The following is an 18,729-nucleotide window of genomic DNA, read 5'->3' as shown; positions in this document are numbered from 1 at the left end:
CTGTTACGCTGCTTCCATGAGCGACCTACTGGAACGGCTGCGCGGACGCGGATGGCGGATGACCGCACAGCGACGCGTGGTGGCCGAGGTTCTCGACGGCGAGCACGTCCACATGACGGCCGACGAGGTCCATGCGCGGGCCGTCACGAAGCTGCCGGAGATCTCCCGGGCGACCGTCTACAACACGCTGGGCGAGCTGGTGACCCTCGGCGAGGTGATCGAGGTCACGACGGACAAGCGCGCCAAGCGCTACGACCCGAACGCACACCAGCCGCACCACCACCTGGTCTGCGCTCACTGCGGCGCGATCCGTGACGTGCATCCCACGGGCAACCCGCTCGCCGACCTCCCCGACACCGAGCGCTTCGGCTTCACGGTGTCGGACGTCGAGGTGACGTACCGGGGGCTCTGCCCGAACTGCGCCGGCGCGTGACACAGGGCATCTGACGCCAGACATACGAGGAGAGGGGCCGCGGCCCCTCTCCTTTCGCGCGCTCGCTACCGGGAAGCGAAACGACCGAGGGCCGGAATCCATTTCTGGATTCCGGCCCTCGGCCTTCAGTAGCGGGGACAGGATTTGAACCTGCGACCTCTGGGTTATGAGCCCAGCGAGCTACCGAGCTGCTCCACCCCGCGTCGGTGAACACGACACTACGGGAGGGAAGCCCGCGGAAGCAAATCCATTACCGGCGAGTGGCCGGGGTCACGCCGAGAGCTCCTCCCGCAGGGCGTCCCGCAGCCGGCCCGCCCGTTCGGACACCTCCGCCGGCCCCAGCGCCACCGCGCGGTCGGCCCATCTCTGTCCCTCCGCCAGCTCGCCACGACGCGCGTAGACCAGGGCCAGCCGGAGCGCCGCCCGGCCGTGCCCGGCGTCGGCGGCCCGGGTCCACCACACCGCCGCCTCGGGCTCGCTGCCCTCCCGGGCCAGCAGCAGGCCGAGGTTGAACGCCCCGTTGCGCGATCCGGCCTCTGCCGCCGCCCGGTACCACCGCGCGGCCTCGACCACGTCCCCCCGGGCCGCGGCGAGCATGCCCACCCGCACCTGGGCACGGCGGTGCCCCTGGGAGGCCGCCCGCTCGTACCACTCCTCGCACTCGGTCTTCTCGTGCACGATCTCGCCCAGCTCGTGCGCCGGCTCCGGGGGCCGCCGCGCGTCCAGCAGGGTCGCGAGCCGGTACGCCGCCTCCGGGTTGCCACCGCCGGCCGCGCAGCGCAGGTGCCGCTCGGCCCCCTGCTCGTCGCCCTCACGCAGCCGGGCGATCCCGACCTGCAGGGCGGCCTCGGTGTGCCCGGCGGCGGCCGCGCGCTCGTACCAGCGCAGCGCGATCCCGGCGTCCTCCCCGGTGCCCCGCCCGGCGTGCAGGATGCCCAGGTTGAACGCGGCGTCCACACTGCCGGCCTCGGCCGCCTTGGAGAACCAGGGCTCCGCACCGGCCGGGTCGTCGCCCTGGAGCAGCAGGATGGCCAGCGCGTTCGCCGCCTCCCGGTGCCCGGCGTACGCCGCTCGCCGGTACCACTGCTCGGCCTGCGCGGTCCGGCCCTGCTCGGCGCAGAGCAGCCCGAGGTTGTAGGCCCCGTTGTCGTCCCCGGCGTCCAGCGCGGCCCGGTACCAGCGCTCGGCGGTCTGGGTCTCGCCGCGCTCGGCGTGCAGCGCGCCCAGCGCGTTGGCCGCGTTGCCGTCGCCGTCCTGGGCGGCCCTGAGCCACCACACGGCCGCGCTCTCGGTGTCCCCGGCGTCGCGCAGCAGGAAGCCCAGCGCGCAGGCGGCCCGGGCCTCCCCGTCCTTGGCGGAGGTCAGGTACCAGCGTCCGGCCTCCTTGAGATCCCCGCGCTTCTCGAGGATCGCCCCGAGGTGCAGCGCGGCCCGCCGGTGACCGCGGGCGGCGGCCTGCCGGTACCACTGCTCGATCTCCTCGACAGCGTTGTCGGACCCGGCCTCGTCCTCGGCTCCGGCCTTCCGGTCGAGCACGCGCGCCAGCCGGTAGGCGGCCTCACGGTGCCCGCGCTCGGCGGCGGCCCGCATCCAGTCCCCGGCCGAGGCGTCCCCGCGGTGCTCCAGCAGGTCGGCGAGCGCGTAGGCGCCCAGGGCATGGCCCTGCTCGGCGGACTGGCGCAGCCAGTACTCGGCGGCGGGCTCGTCCCCGCGCTCACGGTGGTGGCGGCCCAGCGCGTGCGCGGCGGCGGCGGAGCCGGCCACGGCGGCGATCCGCCACCAGCCGGCGGCCTCCTCGGCGTAGCCGCGCTGGTGCAGGAGGACACCCAGGTTGTTGGCGGCGGCGCGGTCGCCGGCCGCGGTGGCGGCGCGCAGGTGGGGCTCGGCCCCGTCGAGGTCTCCGCTGCGCAGCAGCATGGCACCGAGGACGCTCATCGCCTCGGTGTCGCCGGTCCGCGCGGCGAGCCGGAGGCGTACGTCCTCGGCGGCATCCCCCATGTCGCCCATTTCGTCCCGGGTCGGCCCCTCACCCGCAGACTGCACAAATCGCCCTGTCTCGAACAGAGTTGCCTTGTCCCCCATAACGTCCATCGTCGCACCACCTGCAACCTGGGTACACCCGGTATACCGCAGCCCGTGAGGTCACTTCAGCGTTTTGTCGACATGCCCACAGAGAGATAAGTCAAACACAGACAGCCCAACTCCCCACGGCGGCGCGGCCGTCTCCCCCGATCTGTACATGAGTTCGCACACCACGAAGGCCCGGATCCCTGTAAGGAATCCGGGCCTTCGTCTTCAGTAGCGGGGACAGGATTTGAACCTGCGACCTCTGGGTTATGAGCCCAGCGAGCTACCGAGCTGCTCCACCCCGCGCCGTTGTTCAGCAACCGTATCACGGCGCGGGGAGGTCTTGATCAGCTCTTGTCGCCGCCGGAGGCCTTGCCGCTGCCGGCGGCCTTGTCCGCCTTGGCCTGCGCCTCTTCGGCCCGCTTCAGCGCCGCCTCGAGATCGTCCTGCGCCTTGGCGTACGCGGCCCAGTCGGGCTTCGGCTTCTGCAGGGCCTCCTGCCCGGCCTCGAACGCCTTCTGGGCGTCGTCGAGCGCCTGCCTGACCGTCGGGTCACCGGTGTCGGGCGGGTTGTTCCCGGTCTTCGGAGGTGTCGTCGAACCCTGCACGCCGAACACCTTGTTGAGCGCCTCGTCCAGGGTGTTCTCGAAGGCGGTCCTGCCCTCGTAGGTGACCAGCACCTTGCGCAGCAAGGGGTACTTCAGCGAACCACCACGGACGTAGACGGGCTCCGCGTAGAGCAGTCCTCCGTCCAGGGGCACCGTCAGCAGGTTGCCGTACTCGACCTTGGAGTGGCCTCTGCTCAGCAGGCTGATGGTCTCCGCGATGTCCGACTCGGAGTTGAACTGGCTCTGGACCTGCTTGGGGCCGTAGACGGTGGTGCTCGCCGGCAGCTTCAGGACCCTGATCTTGCCGTAGTCGGCGGCCCGCGGGTCGGAGTCCACGGCCATGAAGGCGCTGAGGTTGTCCCGCCCGTTCGGCGTGAACGTCGTCGTCAGCGAGAACGCCTGGGCGCTCTGGTCCGGCATCTTCATGCTCAGGTAGTAGGGCGGCACGGCGTTGCCCGAGTCGTTGGACGGGTCGTCGGGCACCTCCCACACCTCGCTGCCGCTGAGGAAGGTCTGCGCGTCGGTCACGTGGTAGCGGGTGAGCAGCTCGCGCTGGACCTTGAACAGGTCCTGCGGATAACGCAGATGCTCCATCAGGCCCGCGGAGATGTCCGCGCGCGGCTGGACCGTACCGGGGAAGGCCTTCATCCAGGTCTTCAGCACGGGGTCCGCGGTGTCCCACTGGTAGAGCTTGACCTCGCCGGTGTACGCGTCGACGGTCGCCTTCACCGAGTTGCGGATGTAGTTGACCTGGTTCTGCTGGGCCACCACCGCACGGGAGTTGTTCGTCGCGGTCAGCGAGTCGGCCGTCGTGTCACCGAGCGTCGTACGGGAGGCGTACGGATAGCCGTTGGTGGTCGTGTACGCGTCGACGATCCACTGGATGCGGTGGTTCACCACGGCCGGATAGGCGTCGCCGTCGATGGTCAGCCAAGGGGCGACCGCCTCGACGCGCTCCTTGGGGGTGCGGTTGTACAGGATCCGCGAACCCTTGCCGATCGCACCGGAGTAGAGGATCTGCGGCTCGTTGAACGCCACCGCGTACGCGGCCCGGTTGACCGGGTTGTCGAGGTTGACCCCGCTCTTGCCCTGGTAGCTGGTGGTCTTCTCGCGTTCGTTGTCGGAGTAGTCGACCTCCTTCTGGGGGCCGCCGACGATCGAGTACGTGGTGGTCTTCTCGCCGTAGTAGATCTGCTGCTTGTAGCTGCCGAGGGAGCCCTCGGACGGCAGGTTCTTCTCGGTGAAGACCGGGCGGCCCTCGGCGTCGGCCTCGGTGCCCTTGGCGGCGACGGCGCCGTAGCCGTGCGTGTAGCGGAAGTGGTCGTTGATCCAGTTGTTCTTCGGGATGCCGCCGAGGTTCAGCTCGCGCAGGCCGATGACGGTGTCCTGCTCCTTGCCGTCCTTGGCGTACCGGTCGACGTCGAGATTGGTGGGGAACCCGTAGTAGGCCTTGATCTGCTGCAGTTGCTGGAACGTCGGCGAGACGACGTTCGGGTCCATGATGCGGATGCTCGCCGTGTCCCCGACCTTGTCACGCAGCTTGGTCTTGTCCTCGGTGGTGGACTTGCCCGCGTACTCGGTGACCTTGGTGTCGTCGATGCCGTACGCCTCACGGGTCGCCTTGAGGTTCTTCTGGACGTACGGGGCCTCCTTGGCCTGTTCGTTGGGCTGCACCTGGAACTTCTGCACGATGGCCGGGTACAGGCCGCCGATCAGGATCGCGGAGAGGACCATCAGGCCGAAGCCGATGACGGGAAGCTGCCAGGTGCGCCGCCACAGGGTGGCGAAGAACAGCAGCGCGCAGATGACGGCGATGCAGAACAGGATCGTCTTGGCCGGCAGGTAGGCGTTGGCGTCGACGTAGCGCAGGCCGGTCCAGTTGCCGGTCGCCTTGAAGTCGCTGGACTTGACGGCGAGCCCGTACCGGTCGAGCCAGTAGGCGACCGCCTTCAGCGCCACGAAGATGCCGAGGAGCACCGACAGATGCCCGGTGGCGGCGGCGGTGGCGCGCGCGCCCGGGCTGGTGACGCGCAGCCCGCCGTACAGGTAGTGGGTGAGCGCGGCGGCGATCAGGCACAGGATCGCGGTGGCGAAGCCGAAGCCCAGCAGGAACCGGTACCAGGGCAGGTCGAAGGCGTAGAAGGAGACGTCGAGGTGGAACTGCGGGTCCTTCTGATGGAAGGGCACGCCGTTGACCCACATCAGCCAGGTGCGCCACTGGCCGGCGGCGGAGGCACCGGCGATCAGCCCGACGAGGCAGGCGACGGCGAGCAGCAGCCAGCTCTTGTACGGCGCGATGCCCATCCGGTAGCGGTCGAGGCTCTGCTGCTCCATGGACATGGCGCTCAAGGGAGGCCGCAGCCGGTGCGCCAGCCAGATGTTGAGGCCGACGGATACGGCCATCAGCAGTCCGAAGACGAAGAACAGCCCGATCTTGGTCCACAGCGTGGTGGTGAACACGGACGAGTAGTGCACCGACCGGTACCACAGCCAGTCCGTCCAGAAGCCCGCGAACATGGTGAACACCATGCCGAGGACGGCGAGGACGCCCAGTGTCATGAGCAGGGCCCGGGCCCGCCGGGACGGGCGTCCCGCTCTGATCCGTGGCCCCGTCGGGCCTCCGCCGCGGTCCGGCATCTGGAAAGCCAAGGTGCGCACCTCGAAGTCGCTGTCGAAACGTCAGGCCCCCGTCTTCACGGGCCGGCCGAGGCCCCCCGTGAGCGCGGGCCACACCTATGCAACTTACTCACGGTTCACTCGGTTCCCGATTCCGCCCGGGAACGAGGCAGGATTGTGACCATGTCCAACACTCCCATGGCAGCGAACCCGCTCACCCGGGCCGTACTCGAGATCGACGAGTACGCCTCCGGCCTCGGCTGGGACCAGCCCGCCCGCCTCTTCGCCCTCGTAGACACCGCACGACTGCGGGCCCAGGAACCCTCGCTCGCCACCCAGCTCGGCCTCGACGAGGAGTCCGAGACGGCCGGCCTCACCCCGATCGAGCAGGACGAGGTCCCGACGGACAAGCCGCTCGACGAGTTCCTCGGCACCATCGCCTGGCCGGACGCGGTGGTGGGCTGCGCGCTCACCGTGGAGCGCATGATGCTGCCGCCGTCCGCCGAGGCGCAGGTGCCGCAGGGGCTGAGCGACGCCAAGCTGGCGAAGTGGGTGGCGGAGCACCCCGAGCGCCAGGAGGTCCGCATGACGGTGGCGGTGCTGCGTGACGGCGGCCGCGAGTCGGCGCTGCGCCTGCGCGAGAAGGACTCCGCGACGGAGGTCCTGACGGGGCCGGAGCTGGTGCCGGGCCTGGCCGAGGCGCTGGCGGCGACCTTCGCGGACTGACCACCTCAGGTACGGCGTGGGGGCGCTCCCGTTGATCGGGAGCGCCCCCAGCCGCGTCTTCGGGCCGCCGGTCAGCTCTTGGTGGTGCACTTCGGCAGGGCGGCGGTGTCCCCGCCGCGGATGTCCTTCAGGGCGCCGAGCGCGTCACCGATGGTCTTCACCTTGACGAGCGTGAGCCCGCTCGGGGTGTCCTTGGCGGCTGCCGCGCAGTTGTCGGCGGGGGTGAGGAAGTAACGGGCGCCCTTGCTGCGCGCGCCGACTGTCTTCATCTCGATGCCGCCGATCGGCCCGACCGTCCCCTTGTCGTCGATGGTGCCGGTGCCGGCCACGAAGTTGCCGCCGGTGAGGCTGCCCGGGGTGAGCTTGTCGTAGATGCCGAGCGCGAACATCAGTCCGGCGCTGGGGCCGCCGACGTCGGCGAGCTTGATGTCGATGCTGAACGGGAAGGTGTGGTCGGTCCCGGCGGAGATCCCGACGATGGCGCGCCGGGCACCGCTGTCGTGGGAGGTCGCCGTCGTGATGCCGACGTCCCGGGTCTTCGTCGCCGTCCGGTGCTGCTTCTCGGCGGCGGCCTGCTCCTTGGCCGGTACGACGGTGAAGACGACTTTCTGGCCGGGCTTGTGCCGGGTGACGAACTCGGCGACGTCGGACGGCTGCTTGACGGCCGTCCCGTCCACGGCCTTGATCACGTCCCCGGCGTGCAGCCTGCCCTCGGCCGGGGAGCCCTTGACGACGGTGGAGACGATCACCCAGGACTTCACCGGGACGCCCAGCTCCTTCAGGGCGGCGACCTTGGCGCTCTCCTGGGACTGGCTGAACTCCTCGGCGTTCTCCTGGGTGGACTGCTCCTCGGTCTTGCCGTCCGGGTAGAGGGTGTCGTGGGGCACGATCTTGCTGTCGTGCGCCAGCCAGCCGTAGACGGCCTCCACGAGGTTCATCCGGAAGTCGGCGCTGGTGACCCGGACGGTGGTCATGTTCAGGTGACCGTCCGTCGCGTACGTCTTGCGGCCGGAGATCTGCAGCACCGGCTCGCCGTCGTGCTCCCCGAGCGTGTTCACGGTCGGCCCGGGGGACATCTCCGCGTACGGCACGGGGATGAGCACTCCCGCGCACAGGAGCGCGATCAGCATCAGGGTGGAGGCGAGCATCGTCGCGGTGCGGCGTGGCATGGCACGACAGTACGGGACGCCTCCGTCAGCGCGCCGTCAGGGCACCTCTCCTCAGGCGCCGGGGGCGCCCGAGTGGGTCTTCTTCTCCATGGCCTCGCGGAACCGGGCGTATCCGTCCAGCTCGGGGCCGTCGCTGCGGATTCTCCGGGTCCGATTGGCCCAACTGCCCCACACTGCGGCCGCGACCGCGGAAACCAGCGGAATCAGCAACCAGGCGAGCGCCGCCATGCCGACCTCCCAACCCCATGAGCGTCCGCGACTGACTGATCAGCAGATTAACCATCCGCTCTGACAACGCTCACGCGAGGGGGGTGGTTACGCAACCGGACCGGCCGGTGCGCCGGCGGTGACGTCTGTCAGCAGGCGCCGACCCATTCCTCGGTCCCGTCGGAGAACCGCTGGTGCTTCCAGATGGGCACCTCGTGCTTCAGGTCGTCGATGAGCCTGCGGCAGGCCTCGAACGCCTCACCCCGATGGGGGCACGACACGCCGACGACGACCGCGAGATCCCCGACCCGGAGGTCCCCCACCCGGTGGACGGCGGCCAGCGCCCGCACCGGGAACTCGGCGGCGACCTTCTCGGCGATCCGCCGCATCTCCGCCTCGGCGCCGGGGTGGCAGGAGTATCCGAGCGCGTCGACGTCGGCGCCCCCGTCGTGGTTGCGCACCGTCCCCACGAACAGCGCGACGCCGCCGGCGGCGTCGTCCCCGACCGCGGCGAACACCTCGTCCACGGAGAGCGGGGTCTCCCGGACGCCGATCAGCTTGATGGGGTCCTGCGCCGCCTGCTCACCGGGGTGATCGTTCGTGGATGCCATGCCCCCATCGTGCCGCACACCCCGGTCATCCCGGAATACGACTTTCACCAGGCACGCGCGCGGGGTGCCTTGGAGCCTCCTACAGGGTGCGGGGTGCGGGGGTGCGGGTGCGGGGGTGCGGGTGCGGCCCTTCGCAGGGGTCCTCGCCGAGCCCCCGCCCTCAACGCCGGCGGGCCTTGCGGGCCCGCCGCACCACCGCGGCGGCGCCCAGCAGCGCCACCGTCGCCCCCGCCGCGCCCGCGGCCGTGGCGTCCTTGCGTCCCAGTCGGCGTCCGGCGACCGTGTGCCGCCCGGAGACCTCCTCCAGCAGTTCCGCCAGCACCTCCTCGTTGGTCCAGCGGGGCCGCCATCCGGCGTCGTGCAGCCGGCTCCCGCTGACCACCCACGGGTACATCGTGTACGCCAGGTCCCCCGCCGGGGACGGGGTGAGGCCGATCCGGTGCAGCCGGGCGGCGGCGCCCAGGGCGACCGCCGACGGCAGCTCCATCCGCCGGATCCCGGTCAGCTCCTCGACCTCCTCCTGCTCCAGCCACCCGTCGCAGCCGACGGCCAGTTCCCCGTCGACCTTCTCCAGGACGGCGTACTCCAGAGCGGCGCACAGGTCCTCGACGTGGCAGAACTGCCAGGCGGGCCGCGACCCGGCGACCACGAGCAGCCGTGGTGACTCGAAGTACCGGGTCAGCGCGGTGTCAGTGCCTCCCACCAGCACCGCCGGCCGCACCACGGTCACGTTCAGCCCCGGGTGCGCGCGCGGGGCGCGCCGGGCCAGCCGCTCGATCTCCAGCAGGTCCCCGACGCCGGTGGCCTCGGCCGTCGCCCGCAGCTCGGCGTCCTCCGAAAGGGGAAGCTCGTTGTCCGGCAGCGCCCCGTAGACCATCGCGGAGGTGCACAGCACCACCCGGTGCACCCCGGCCGCCGCGGCTGCGGTCAGCACGGTCTGCGTACCCCGGACGTTGTAGGCGGTGCGGGCCGCCGGATCGGTCTCCAGGTCGAGGTCGAGCGCGAGGTGCACCACCACGTCCGCGCCCCGCAGCTTGTCCGCGATCGCCGGGTCGCGCACGTCCAGGATGTGCCACTGTGCGGCGGCGCACTCCCCGCGCCGCTCGTCGATGGCGATGACCTGCTTGATCTCCTCGGCGGCCGCGAGCCGCTCGGTGAGCATCGCGCCGACCCCGGCGGCCGCGCCGGTGACCGCGACGACGGGCCCGCGCACGGCGGTCGTCCCGTCGGCGCGCAGCGCCGTGGTCGAGGGGCGATGGTCGGGCGACGGGCGGTCTGTATGGTTTCGCGCTGCGCGAACCTGCGGATCTGGGGAACTCACCGGGCGTCTCCAGCGGTTGTCTTCGGTGCGGGCGCGAGTGAGGCGCACGTACCAGGTGCATCCATCCTGCCGCAGGCTTTCCGCGGGCGAAGCACCGAGGCCCGATCGGGTCCGGGTGTCTACGCTGGGTGGTGATGTCGGGCAGCCGCGCCGCCGGAGAGAACCGGTGGCCTTACCAGCCGAGGAATCCCGTGAGTGACACCCCATTCGGATTCGGCCTTCCGCCGGAGGAGCCGGAAGACGGCGACGAGGGCAAGAAGAAGGACCAGCAGAGCGGTGGTGAGCAGGGACCGGCCAACCCGTTCGGTTACGGGCTGCCCGGAGCCGGAGGCTTTGGCGGCCCCGGCGCAGACAACCCGCTCGCAGCGATGTTCGGGTCCCTGAACCCCACCGACCTGGGCGCCGCGTTCCAGCAGCTCGGCCAGATGCTCTCCTACGAGGGCGGCCCCGTGAACTGGGACATGGCCAAGCAGATCGCCCGCCAGACGGTCTCCCAGGGCACTCCGGACGGCGTCAAGGACGCGAGCGTCGGCGGCGCCGAGCGTTCCGCGGTCCAGGAGGCCGTCCGTCTGGCCGATCTGTGGCTGGACGACGCGACGTCCCTGCCGTCGGGCGCGGCCTCGGCGGTGGCCTGGTCCCGCGCCGAGTGGGTCGAGGCGACCCTGCCCGCGTGGCAGGAGCTCGTCGACCCGGTCGCCGAGCGGGTCGGCGCGGCCATGGGCGATGTCCTGCCGGAGGAGATGCAGGCCATGGCGGGCCCGCTGATCGGCATGATGCGCTCGATGGGCGGCGCCATGTTCGGCACGCAGATCGGGCAGGCCGTGGGCGTGCTCGCGGGCGAGGTCGTCGGTTCCACCGACATCGGCCTGCCGCTGGGCCCGGCCGGCAAGGCCGCGCTGCTCCCGGCCAACGTGGAGGCCTTCGGCAAGGACCTCGGCGTGGCGCAGGAGGAGGTCCGGCTCTACCTGGCTCTGCGCGAGGCGGCGCACCAGCGACTGTTCGCGCACGTGCCGTGGCTGCGCTCGCACCTGTTCGGCGCGGTCGACGGCTACGCGCGCGGCATCAAGGTCGACACGGCCAAGCTGGAGGACGTGGTCGGGCAGTTCGACCCGCAGAACCCCGAGCAGCTTCAGGACGCCCTTCAGCAGGGCATGTTCCAGCCGGAGGACACGCCCGAGCAGAAGGCGGCGCTGGCCCGTCTGGAGACCGCTCTGGCGCTCGTCGAGGGCTGGGTGGACGCGGTGGTGCACGCGGCCGCGAAACCGCGCCTGACGTCCGCCGACGCCCTGCGCGAGACCCTGCGCCGCCGCCGCGCCACCGGCGGCCCGGCGGAGCAGACGTTCGCGACGCTGATCGGCCTGGAGCTGCGCCCGCGCCGGCTGCGTGACGCCTCCCGGCTGTGGGCCTCGCTCACGGACGCGCGCGGAGTGGACGGCCGGGACGCCCTGTGGGCCCACCCGGACATGCTGCCGACGGCCACCGACCTGGACGACCCCGACGGCTTCGTGCACCGCGAGCAGCTCGACTTCTCCGAGCTGGACAAGATGCTCGGTGAGGCGGCGGGCGGCGCCGGCGAGAAGCCGAACCTGAAGAAGGACGACGAGGCCGAGGGCGACGACACCGAGTGAGCCTGTACGACGACGCGGTCCTCGTCCTGAAGGGGTACGAGGGCCAGGCGGAGCTGCGCCAGGCCTACCTGGACCATCTGGCGGCCCACCCGGACGGCATGTGGAAGGCGTGCGAGGCGGGGCATGTCACGGCGAGCGCGCTGGTGATCGACCCCGAGCGCGGCCGGGTCCTGCTCACCCTGCACAGAAAGCTGCGGATGTGGCTGCAGATGGGCGGCCACTGTGAGCCCGGCGACGCCACCCTGCGGGACGCCGCCCTGCGGGAGGCCACCGAGGAGTCGGGGATCACGGGGCTGTCCCTGGTGCCCGGCGGCCCGGTCCGCCTCGACCGCCATGCGATCCCGCCGCCCTGCCACTGTCACTTCGACGTGCAGTACGCGGTGCTGGCCCCGCCCGGGGCCGTCCAGGAGATCAGCGACGAGTCCCTGGACCTGCGCTGGTTCGCCTACGACGAGGTGGCCGGCGTGGCCGACGAGTCGGTCGTACGCCTGCTGGAGGCGGCGCGCGCCCGGCTGTGAACGCATAAGGGGTGACCGCCCGGGCGGTCACCCCTTGCCGGTTCGTCCGCGCTCAGCTCCAGACGTTGCCCTGGTTCTGTCCGTGCGCCCCTTGCTGCCCCATGCCGAACTGCGCGGCGAGCCCCTGCCCGATCTGCGCGTTCTGCGGCGGCAGCAGCTCGCTGGGCTGCACCAGGGCGAAGCCGGAGCCCATGAAGCTCAGCTCCCAGCCCTCACCGGTGCTGCCGCGCCGCCGCCAGACACCGGAGGAGTGCGTCTGGGCCTGCATCTGCACCCGCAGCCCGGTGGACCAGGCGACGATCGCGTCGGCGTCGCAGTTGACGTACTTGTCGGGCGTGACCTGCATCAGCAGCGGCGCGCCCGAGGTCATCAGGGCGACCTTGCCGCGGCCGGTGATGTTGAGCTGGTACTTCCCGGAGCCGGAGATGCCGTACAGGCTGTCCACGGCGATGACCTCGTGGTGCAACGAGGAGTCCATGGCGAGGACGTAGGAGCTGTCCACGGTCAGCCCGTCCTGCTCGACGTCCATGACGTGCACGTACTGGGCGAGGTTGGCGAGGTAGACGGTGCCCTGTCCGTGACAGCGCATCAGATCCAGACCCTCACCGGTGTGCCTGCGCGCGCGTGCCTGGCCGTTGCTGCGGTACTCGGCGTCGAACTCGACCAGGCCCTGGTAGGCGACCATGGCCCCCTTGCGGGCGAGGAGGTCGTCGTGGCCCTCCAGAGTGACGCGGAGCATCTGCTTGTTCTGCAGGCTCCAGCGCTCCTGGGTCTGCTGGTCGTTGTGGGCGAAAAGCGGGCTCTGCATGGTGTTCTGACTCCCCCTCAGCCCCGGAACCGAAGGCGGTCGGTGCTGTCCTCGCTGGGCTGGACCACGACGATGCCCTGGCCCGAGAAGGCCATCTGGTAGGCCTCACCGCTGCCCCGGCCGATGAGCGACTGCGCCTTGAAGCTGCGCTTGCCCTTCACCTTCAGGTTCGGGGACCAGGCCACGAGCGCGTCCGGGTCGACGTACGTCTCGTCCTCGCCTCCGCCGCAGTCGACGACGATCGGCTTGCCCCGGGAGGTCAGCGCGACCCAGCCCTGCCCAGAGATCTTGGTGTTCCACAGGCCCTGCCCGGCGAACTTGGCGAGCCCCTTCACCCGCTCCACGCCCCAGCTGAGGTGGGCGTCGAAGGCGAGCAGGTTGGTGGCGTTGACCGAGATGCCGTCACCGTTGAGGTTGATCACGACGACGTCGGCGCCGTAGTCGGCGAGGTAGAGCAGTCCGTCGCCGGAGCACTTCATCAGGGGGGCGCCCTCACCGGTCATCCAGTCGCGGGCGATCTGGCGGACGGCCGGCGGGTTGGGCTCGTACTGGACGAAGCCTTCGTAGGCGACCATCGAGCCCACGCGCGCGAAGAGGTCGCTGCCGGTCTGCATGGCGACCTTCAGCATGTGGCTGCCGTGGTTCTCCATGCGGGCGGTGACGGGTGCGGGGGCGTAGCCCGCGAGCGGCTGGTTCATGACGGGCTCCCTCAGACCTCGTACGGCTGGACGACGATGAAGTTGCCGGGAGCACCCCGGAACTGCAGGTTGACGCTCTCGCCGGTGTCGCCCGGGTAGGCGTTGCGGCGCATCCGGACCTGGCTGGAGACGATCACCTGGGAGGCGGCCGACCAGGCGACCACCGCGTGGCAGTCGGCGAACGTCGTAGGCGTCACCGGCAGCACCACGGGGGTGCCGTGCGTCTTGACGACGATCGTGCCGGTGCCCTGGAACTGCATCGTGAACAGCGCGCCGCCGGGGATGCCGTGCCCTTCGATGCGCCGGACCTCGTACTGGAGGCTCTCGTCGAAGGCGAGGACGTTCTCCGCCGAGACGCAGATCGCGTCGCCCTGGAGCTCGACGGGGTGCACGTGGGTGGACTCCTCGGCGAAGAACACCTGGCCCTGGCCGGTGCAGCGCATCAGCTGCATCTCCTGGCCGGTCGCGTTGCCCACGATCCGCCCGGCGAACCCGGCGCCCTTGTAGCTGAAGTCGACCTTGCCCTGGTAGAGCACCATGCTGCCCTGCCGGGCCAGTACCGGCTGGCCGCCGACGCCGAGGTCGACGCGGATGAGCTTGGAGTTCTGCGGTGTCCAGCGCTGCCCGGTGGGCGTCTCCCTGAACTTCTGCAGGGCGGCCGTCACTCCGGCACCGGCCTGGGGGGCGCCCTGCGGGACGCCGTAACCGGCGGCCTGCTGACCGGGGACCTGGCCGTACGGCGGCTGCTGGCCGTAACCCGGAGGCATGGGCGCGCCGGGCTGCCCGCCCTGGGAGGGCTGCTGGCCGTAGCCCGGGGGCATCGGGGCGCTGGGCTGGCCACCATAAGGCGGTTGCGGCGGCTGGCCGTAGGGCGCGGGAGCCGGGGCCGGGGGCGGGACGGTGCCGCCGGCGGGCGGGGTCAGGGGCGCGATGACCGTCGGCGCGCCGTGCACGTTCGGGGCGGGCGCCGGGGGCGGGGTGAAGCCCTGCGGGGCCGGAGCGGGGGCGGGTGCCGGGGCGGACGGGGCGCCGAACGCGGGCGGGGCGGCGGCCTGGGCGGGCGGGGCGAAGCCGGGGGCGTCCGTGGACTGGGGCTGCTGCGGGGCGGCCGGCGCCTCCTCCAGTACCTCGCCGCCGAAGTTCTTCAGCAGCGCGTCGAGGCCGCCGTCGAAGCCCTGTCCGACCGCGGCGAACCGCCAGACGTCCTTGAAGTAGAAGTCACCGAGCATGACGGCCCGCTCGGTGGAGAACTCCGAGCCGTCGAAGGAGTACCGCGCGACCTCTTCACCACCGGCAACGATGCGCAGGTATCCGGGGCCGATCTGCGACATCTGTCCGGCGCCGTCGACGGTCGCCGTGAAGGACAGCTTGCGGATGCCCGACGGGACGCGGTCCAGCGTGACGCGGAACGACTCCGTGTCGCCGGCCTGGGCGCCCAGCAGCTGGACGGACTCCTCCGGGGACTTCGGCTGGTTGAAGAAGATGAAGTACCGGTCGTCCGAGAGGCGCTCGTCGGCGTCCAGACCGAAGCAGCTGATGTCGAAGGTCAGTCCGGGGGCGGAGATCTGCACGCCTACGTACAGATCGGTGCCCGTCGTCAGGTCACTGATCCTGGCCTTGTGGCCGCGTTGGAATTCCCTGGCCATGCGTTACGACCGTCCCCCATCCCGAATGCGAGTGCGTCGCGCCAGGCTAACCGCAAATTTCGGCAAAGGACGCGGCCGGTGCGAGTCGGTACAGACCCGGTACACAACCGGTCGCGCGCCCCGCGCGCGGTCCGGTCACGTGCCACGCGCGCCCGGCACGTGCGGCAGCCGCTCGGCCGCCACCACCCCTTCGAGATAGCCGCGGGCCCGCTCGGTGCGCGGGTAGGACTCCAGCAGCCGCCAGAAGCCGGCCCCGTGACCGGGCACCAGCAGATGCGCCAGCTCATGGCAGAGGACGTAGTCGATGACGTACTCCGGCATCCCCTGCAGCCGGTGCGAGAGGCGGATACTGCCCTCGGCCGGAGTGCACGAGCCCCAGCGCGTGTTCTGGTTGGTGACCCAGCGCACGGACGCGGGACGCGCCCGGCCCTCGAAGTACTGGGCCGACAGCCGCTCGGCACGCTCGGTCAGCTCGGCGTCGCCCAGCACCCGTTTGCTCTCCTGGGCGGCGAGCTTGTCGAGCATGAGCGTCACCCAGCGCTGCTCCTCCGCCTCGGACATCCGGGCGGGGATGAGCACGACGGTGCGATCGCCCTCGCGGTACGCGGAGACGGTCCGGCGGCGCCGGGTACTCCTGCGGACCTCGATCGCGCTCGCCCCCGAGCCGCTCGGCGGCTGGCTCGTCGTGCTGCGCTGTGGTTTTCCGGCGCGGTGCAGGGGGTCGGCGGGCACGCCCCGACGTTACCCGCTGGGACGGGCCGAAGTCCCGGCTCCGGGGCGCTCGGATGCCGGTGCTCCACCATGTGTTTGATTTGTACGACCGATATGCCCGAGTGGCACCGCGGATTAGTACGACGAGCACCCCCAGCCTGTGGACAACTTCGGGCACCACTCCGGGCCGGCCCGGCATGCTGGCGGAGGTCGGCAGAGCGTGACCGGCTCCACCGGCCCACGGGACATGGGGCGACCCGGCCACGGGACGTTTGCCCACCCGGAGAACAATTCAGGAGAATGCGACGGACACGGGGGCTGGCATGCATCCGACGGTGAAACCCGCGCTGCGGCGCGGCTGGCGCGACCTCAACACCGTGCAGTTCGGGATGACCCCGGCGCACGCGATGACACTGGGACCGATGGACACGGCGACCGGCAGCTTCCTGGACCTGCTCAACGGCACCCGCGGCCTGCCTCTGCTGCGCGACGAGGGCCGGCGCATGGACCTGCCGGACGGCCAGGTCGACGCGCTGCTCGAACGGCTGGCCCGCGCGGGTCTGCTCGACGACACACGCGGCGGCGGGCCGGCCGCCGACGCTCTGCGGGAGCGGACGGACGTCCTGGAGCGGCTGCGCCCCGACCTCGCGTCGCTGTCCCTGACCACTCCGGAACCGGGCGGCGCGCTCGGCCGGCTCGCCGCCCGCGGCTCGCTGCGCGTGCAGGTGCGGGGGGCGGGGCGGGTCGGGGCCGTGCTGGCGTCGGTGCTGTCGGGGACCGGGGTCGGAGAGGTCGACGTGCGCGATGTGGGACGTGTCGAGCCGTGGGACGTGGCCCCCGGCGGGCTCCCCGCCGACTCGCTGCGCGAACGCCGGCAGGACGCCGCACGGGCCGCGGTCCGCCGCGCGGCCCCGGGCCGGCCGGCGCGCCGCGCCCGCTCCGCCCGTGCCGTGGCCCCCGCGGGCGCCGGAATCGACGATCCCGGTCTCTCCCTCGTGATCCTCACCCCACGGGACGATGTCGCCGTGCACGCGCCGGACCCGTTCGCCGCCGAACCGCTCATGGCCTCCGGCACGCCCCATCTGTACGCGGGGGTCGTGGAGGGGACGGGCGTCGTCGGGCCCCTCGTCCTGCCGGGCGAGACGAGCTGCGCGGGCTGCCTGTACCAGGACCGCACGGACCGCGATCCGGCCTGGCCCCGGCTGGTCGCCCAGTGGCGCTCCGGCAACGCCCGGCGGGTGGGGGCCTGTGATCTGGCTCTCGCCACGGCCGTCGCCGGACTGGCCGCGGCCCACGCCCTCGCCTTCCTCGACGGGGGGTCGCCGGCCGTGGCGGGGACCCGCTGGGAGACGTCCCTACCCGGCCTGACCTGGCATTCCCGGCCGATCTGGCCGCACCCGGCATGCGGATGCGGAACGGCGGAGAGAGGTAAGGGGGAGCACTCCTCCACGGACGGGGAGCCGCGCGAGACAATGGCGGTGCGACGGCCGTCGCCGGAGCAACGACGCGAGGCAGGCGCGTTGCGGCCGACTGGGACTTGGAGGGCGCATGTCTGATCTTCCCCGGAAGGCGGTCACCCGTACCGCCAAGCTCGCCGCACTCCCGCTCGGCTTCGCCGGCCGGGCGACCTGGGGGCTGGGCAAGCGGATCGTGGGCGAGTCCGCGGAGATCGTCGGCCGGGAACTGCAACAGCGCACGGCGGAGCAGTTGTTCAAGGTCCTCGGCGAGCTCAAGGGCGGGGCGATGAAGTTCGGGCAGGCGATGTCCGTCTTCGAGTCCGCCCTGCCCGAGGAGATCGCCGGCCCCTACCGCGCGGCGCTCACCAAGCTGCAGGACGCGGCGCCGCCGATGCCGACCCGCACGGTCCACGCGGTGCTCGCGGAGCGGCTGGGCGCGGAGTGGCGCGAGCTTTTCCTGGAGTTCGAGGACAAACCGGCGGCCGCGGCCTCCATCGGGCAGGTCCACCGGGCGGTGTGGCACGACGGCCGTGAGGTGGCGGTCAAGGTGCAGTACCCGGGCGCGGGCGAGGCCCTGCTGTCCGATCTGAACCAACTCAGCCGCTTCTCTCGGCTGCTGGGACCGCTGATCCCCGGAATGGACATCAAGCCGCTCATCGCGGAGATGCGGGACCGGGTCTCCGAGGAGCTGGACTACGCGCTGGAGGCACAGGCCCAGCAGGCGCACGCGGAGGAGTTCGCGGACGACCCGGACGTGGTGGTCCCGGCGGTGGTGCACCAGTGCGATCAGATCCTGGTCACGGAGTGGATCGACGGGATCCCGCTGTCGGAGATCATCAACCACGGCACCGAGGAGCAGCGCGACCGGGCCGGCCAGCTCCTGGCCCGCTTCCTCTTCTCCGGCCCGGCCCGCACCGGGCTGCTGCACGCCGATCCGCATCCGGGCAACTTCCGTCTGCTGCCCGGCGACCCGGACGATGACGGCGAGTGGCGCCTGGGTGTGCTGGACTTCGGCACCGTCGACCGGCTCCCGGGCGGCCTGCCGGAGCCGATAGGCGTCTCCCTGCGGATGACCCTGGACGGCGAGGCGGATCCGGTCTACGAGCTGCTGTGCACGGAGGGGTTCGTCAAGGAGTCCATAGAGCTGGACCCCGACGCGGTCCTCGACTACCTGCTGCCGATCATCGAACCGGCCCGGGTCGAGGAGTTCACCTTCACCCGCTCGTGGATGCGCAGCCAGGCGGCCCGCATCGCCGACGTCCGCTCCCCCGCCTACCAGCTCGGCAAGCAGCTCAACCTGCCGCCGGCCTACCTGCTGATCCACCGGGTGACGCTGAGCACCATCGGTGTGCTCTGCCAGCTCGGAGCCACGGTGCGGCTGCGTGAGGAGCTGGAGGAGTGGCTTCCCGGCTTCGTCCCCACGGACGAACTGGACGAGGAGGAGCCGGCGGAGGCGTGATGGCCGCAACGCACGGCGGGGGCCGGTCCGTTCGGACGGACCGGCC

16 protein-coding genes and 2 tRNA genes are annotated in these 18,729 nt (G+C 71.5%); 6 read left to right on the top strand and 12 right to left on the bottom strand.

The features are described 5' to 3' along the window. The first annotated feature begins 16 nt into the window (after nt 1–16). Nucleotides 17–433, top strand: a complete 417-nt coding sequence (locus tag ACZ6B1_RS11600; RefSeq protein ID WP_468777099.1) for a Fur family transcriptional regulator — start codon at nt 17–19, stop codon at nt 431–433. Between the two features lie 129 nt (nt 434–562). Here ACZ6B1_RS11600 and ACZ6B1_RS11595 read toward each other — a convergent pair. The 4 genes from ACZ6B1_RS11595 to ACZ6B1_RS11580 form a co-directional block, all read right to left on the bottom strand. Beyond that, nucleotides 563–636 (bottom strand) — tRNA-Met (locus ACZ6B1_RS11595). 67 nt (nt 637–703) lie between these two features. Next, entirely contained in the window at nt 704–2,524 is a 1,821-nt protein-coding gene (locus tag ACZ6B1_RS11590) for a tetratricopeptide repeat protein (RefSeq protein WP_468777097.1), read from the bottom strand. Nucleotides 2,525–2,732: 208 nt separating this feature from the next. Next, nucleotides 2,733–2,806 (bottom strand) — tRNA-Met (locus ACZ6B1_RS11585). 41 nt (nt 2,807–2,847) lie between these two features. Then, the gene (locus tag ACZ6B1_RS11580; protein ID WP_468777497.1) at nt 2,848–5,745 is read right to left on the bottom strand and encodes a UPF0182 family membrane protein; all 2,898 of its coding nucleotides are present in this window, start codon (nt 5,743–5,745) and stop codon (nt 2,848–2,850) included. A 162-nt stretch (nt 5,746–5,907) separates the two neighbouring features. Here ACZ6B1_RS11580 and ACZ6B1_RS11575 point away from each other — a divergent pair, with 162 nt between their 5' ends. Beyond that, nucleotides 5,908–6,450 carry a PPA1309 family protein gene (locus tag ACZ6B1_RS11575; protein WP_468777096.1) on the top strand — a complete coding sequence of 181 codons (543 nt, stop codon included), beginning with the start codon at nt 5,908–5,910 and terminating at the stop codon, nt 6,448–6,450. A 71-nt stretch (nt 6,451–6,521) separates the two neighbouring features. Here the strand turns inward: ACZ6B1_RS11575 and ACZ6B1_RS11570 are convergent, their stop codons facing one another. From ACZ6B1_RS11570 to ACZ6B1_RS11555, 4 genes are all read right to left on the bottom strand, one after another. Continuing rightward, nucleotides 6,522–7,619: a YlbL family protein gene (locus ACZ6B1_RS11570; RefSeq protein WP_468777094.1), complete on the bottom strand. Its 1,098-nt coding sequence runs from the start codon at nt 7,617–7,619 to the stop codon at nt 6,522–6,524. Between the two features lie 51 nt (nt 7,620–7,670). Next, nucleotides 7,671–7,847 (bottom strand): hypothetical protein, encoded by a 177-nt coding sequence (locus ACZ6B1_RS11565; RefSeq protein ID WP_468777093.1) that lies wholly within the window; start codon nt 7,845–7,847, stop codon nt 7,671–7,673. A 128-nt stretch (nt 7,848–7,975) separates the two neighbouring features. Continuing rightward, nucleotides 7,976–8,437, bottom strand: a complete 462-nt coding sequence (locus tag ACZ6B1_RS11560; RefSeq protein ID WP_468777091.1) for a molybdenum cofactor biosynthesis protein MoaE — start codon at nt 8,435–8,437, stop codon at nt 7,976–7,978. Between the two features lie 160 nt (nt 8,438–8,597). Then, entirely contained in the window at nt 8,598–9,758 is a 1,161-nt protein-coding gene (locus ACZ6B1_RS11555; RefSeq protein ID WP_468777089.1) for an SDR family oxidoreductase, read from the bottom strand. A gap of 191 nt (nt 9,759–9,949) precedes the next feature. On the opposite strand from ACZ6B1_RS11555, the gene ACZ6B1_RS11550 reads away from it, so the two are divergent. Together ACZ6B1_RS11550 and ACZ6B1_RS11545 are read left to right on the top strand one after the other, a co-directional pair. Continuing rightward, on the top strand, nt 9,950–11,386 hold the full coding sequence (locus ACZ6B1_RS11550; RefSeq protein ID WP_468777087.1) for a zinc-dependent metalloprotease: 1,437 nt from the start codon (nt 9,950–9,952) through the stop codon (nt 11,384–11,386). Continuing rightward, nucleotides 11,383–11,904 carry an NUDIX hydrolase gene (locus ACZ6B1_RS11545; protein WP_468777085.1) on the top strand — a complete coding sequence of 174 codons (522 nt, stop codon included), beginning with the start codon at nt 11,383–11,385 and terminating at the stop codon, nt 11,902–11,904. The genes ACZ6B1_RS11550 and ACZ6B1_RS11545 overlap by 4 nt, the downstream gene beginning before the upstream one ends. Before the next feature lie 52 nt (nt 11,905–11,956). On the opposite strand, the gene ACZ6B1_RS11540 is transcribed toward ACZ6B1_RS11545, so the two are convergent. From ACZ6B1_RS11540 to ACZ6B1_RS11525, 4 genes are all read right to left on the bottom strand, one after another. Beyond that, nucleotides 11,957–12,712 (bottom strand): AIM24 family protein, encoded by a 756-nt coding sequence (locus ACZ6B1_RS11540; protein ID WP_468777083.1) that lies wholly within the window; start codon nt 12,710–12,712, stop codon nt 11,957–11,959. A 17-nt stretch (nt 12,713–12,729) separates the two neighbouring features. Beyond that, nucleotides 12,730–13,410, bottom strand: coding sequence for an AIM24 family protein (locus tag ACZ6B1_RS11535; protein WP_468777081.1), 681 nt, complete (start codon nt 13,408–13,410; stop codon nt 12,730–12,732). 11 nt (nt 13,411–13,421) lie between these two features. Beyond that, the gene (locus tag ACZ6B1_RS11530) at nt 13,422–15,056 is read right to left on the bottom strand and encodes a TerD family protein (protein WP_468777079.1); all 1,635 of its coding nucleotides are present in this window, start codon (nt 15,054–15,056) and stop codon (nt 13,422–13,424) included. 135 nt (nt 15,057–15,191) lie between these two features. Continuing rightward, nucleotides 15,192–15,788 (bottom strand): M48 metallopeptidase family protein, encoded by a 597-nt coding sequence (locus tag ACZ6B1_RS11525; RefSeq protein ID WP_468777077.1) that lies wholly within the window; start codon nt 15,786–15,788, stop codon nt 15,192–15,194. Nucleotides 15,789–16,090: 302 nt separating this feature from the next. Here ACZ6B1_RS11525 and ACZ6B1_RS11520 point away from each other — a divergent pair, with 302 nt between their 5' ends. Together ACZ6B1_RS11520 and ACZ6B1_RS11515 are read left to right on the top strand one after the other, a co-directional pair. Then, the gene (locus ACZ6B1_RS11520) at nt 16,091–17,323 is read left to right on the top strand and encodes a TOMM precursor leader peptide-binding protein (protein WP_468777075.1); all 1,233 of its coding nucleotides are present in this window, start codon (nt 16,091–16,093) and stop codon (nt 17,321–17,323) included. Then, nucleotides 17,316–18,683 carry an ABC1 kinase family protein gene (locus tag ACZ6B1_RS11515; protein ID WP_468777073.1) on the top strand — a complete coding sequence of 456 codons (1,368 nt, stop codon included), beginning with the start codon at nt 17,316–17,318 and terminating at the stop codon, nt 18,681–18,683. The genes ACZ6B1_RS11520 and ACZ6B1_RS11515 overlap by 8 nt, the downstream gene beginning before the upstream one ends. Nucleotides 18,684–18,729: the final 46 nt, after the last annotated feature.

The organism is Streptomyces sp. NPDC041129 (assembly GCF_055592265.1).
This window is presented reverse-complemented; position numbering and strand designations above follow the sequence as displayed.

Coding starts and splice junctions, on each gene's coding strand:
- ACZ6B1_RS11600 (WP_468777099.1), top strand. CDS start 17: ATGAGCGACCTACTGGAACGGCTGCGCGGACGCGGATGGCGGATGACC.
- ACZ6B1_RS11590 (WP_468777097.1), bottom strand. CDS start 2,524: ATGGACGTTATGGGGGACAAGGCAACTCTGTTCGAGACAGGGCGATTT.
- ACZ6B1_RS11580 (WP_468777497.1), bottom strand. CDS start 5,745: ATGCCGGACCGCGGCGGAGGCCCGACGGGGCCACGGATCAGAGCGGGA.
- ACZ6B1_RS11575 (WP_468777096.1), top strand. CDS start 5,908: ATGTCCAACACTCCCATGGCAGCGAACCCGCTCACCCGGGCCGTACTC.
- ACZ6B1_RS11570 (WP_468777094.1), bottom strand. CDS start 7,619: ATGCCACGCCGCACCGCGACGATGCTCGCCTCCACCCTGATGCTGATC.
- ACZ6B1_RS11565 (WP_468777093.1), bottom strand. CDS start 7,847: ATGGCGGCGCTCGCCTGGTTGCTGATTCCGCTGGTTTCCGCGGTCGCG.
- ACZ6B1_RS11560 (WP_468777091.1), bottom strand. CDS start 8,437: ATGGCATCCACGAACGATCACCCCGGTGAGCAGGCGGCGCAGGACCCC.
- ACZ6B1_RS11540 (WP_468777083.1), bottom strand. CDS start 12,712: ATGCAGAGCCCGCTTTTCGCCCACAACGACCAGCAGACCCAGGAGCGC.
- ACZ6B1_RS11535 (WP_468777081.1), bottom strand. CDS start 13,410: ATGAACCAGCCGCTCGCGGGCTACGCCCCCGCACCCGTCACCGCCCGC.
- ACZ6B1_RS11530 (WP_468777079.1), bottom strand. CDS start 15,056: ATGGCCAGGGAATTCCAACGCGGCCACAAGGCCAGGATCAGTGACCTG.
- ACZ6B1_RS11520 (WP_468777075.1), top strand. CDS start 16,091: ATGCATCCGACGGTGAAACCCGCGCTGCGGCGCGGCTGGCGCGACCTC.
- ACZ6B1_RS11515 (WP_468777073.1), top strand. CDS start 17,316: ATGTCTGATCTTCCCCGGAAGGCGGTCACCCGTACCGCCAAGCTCGCC.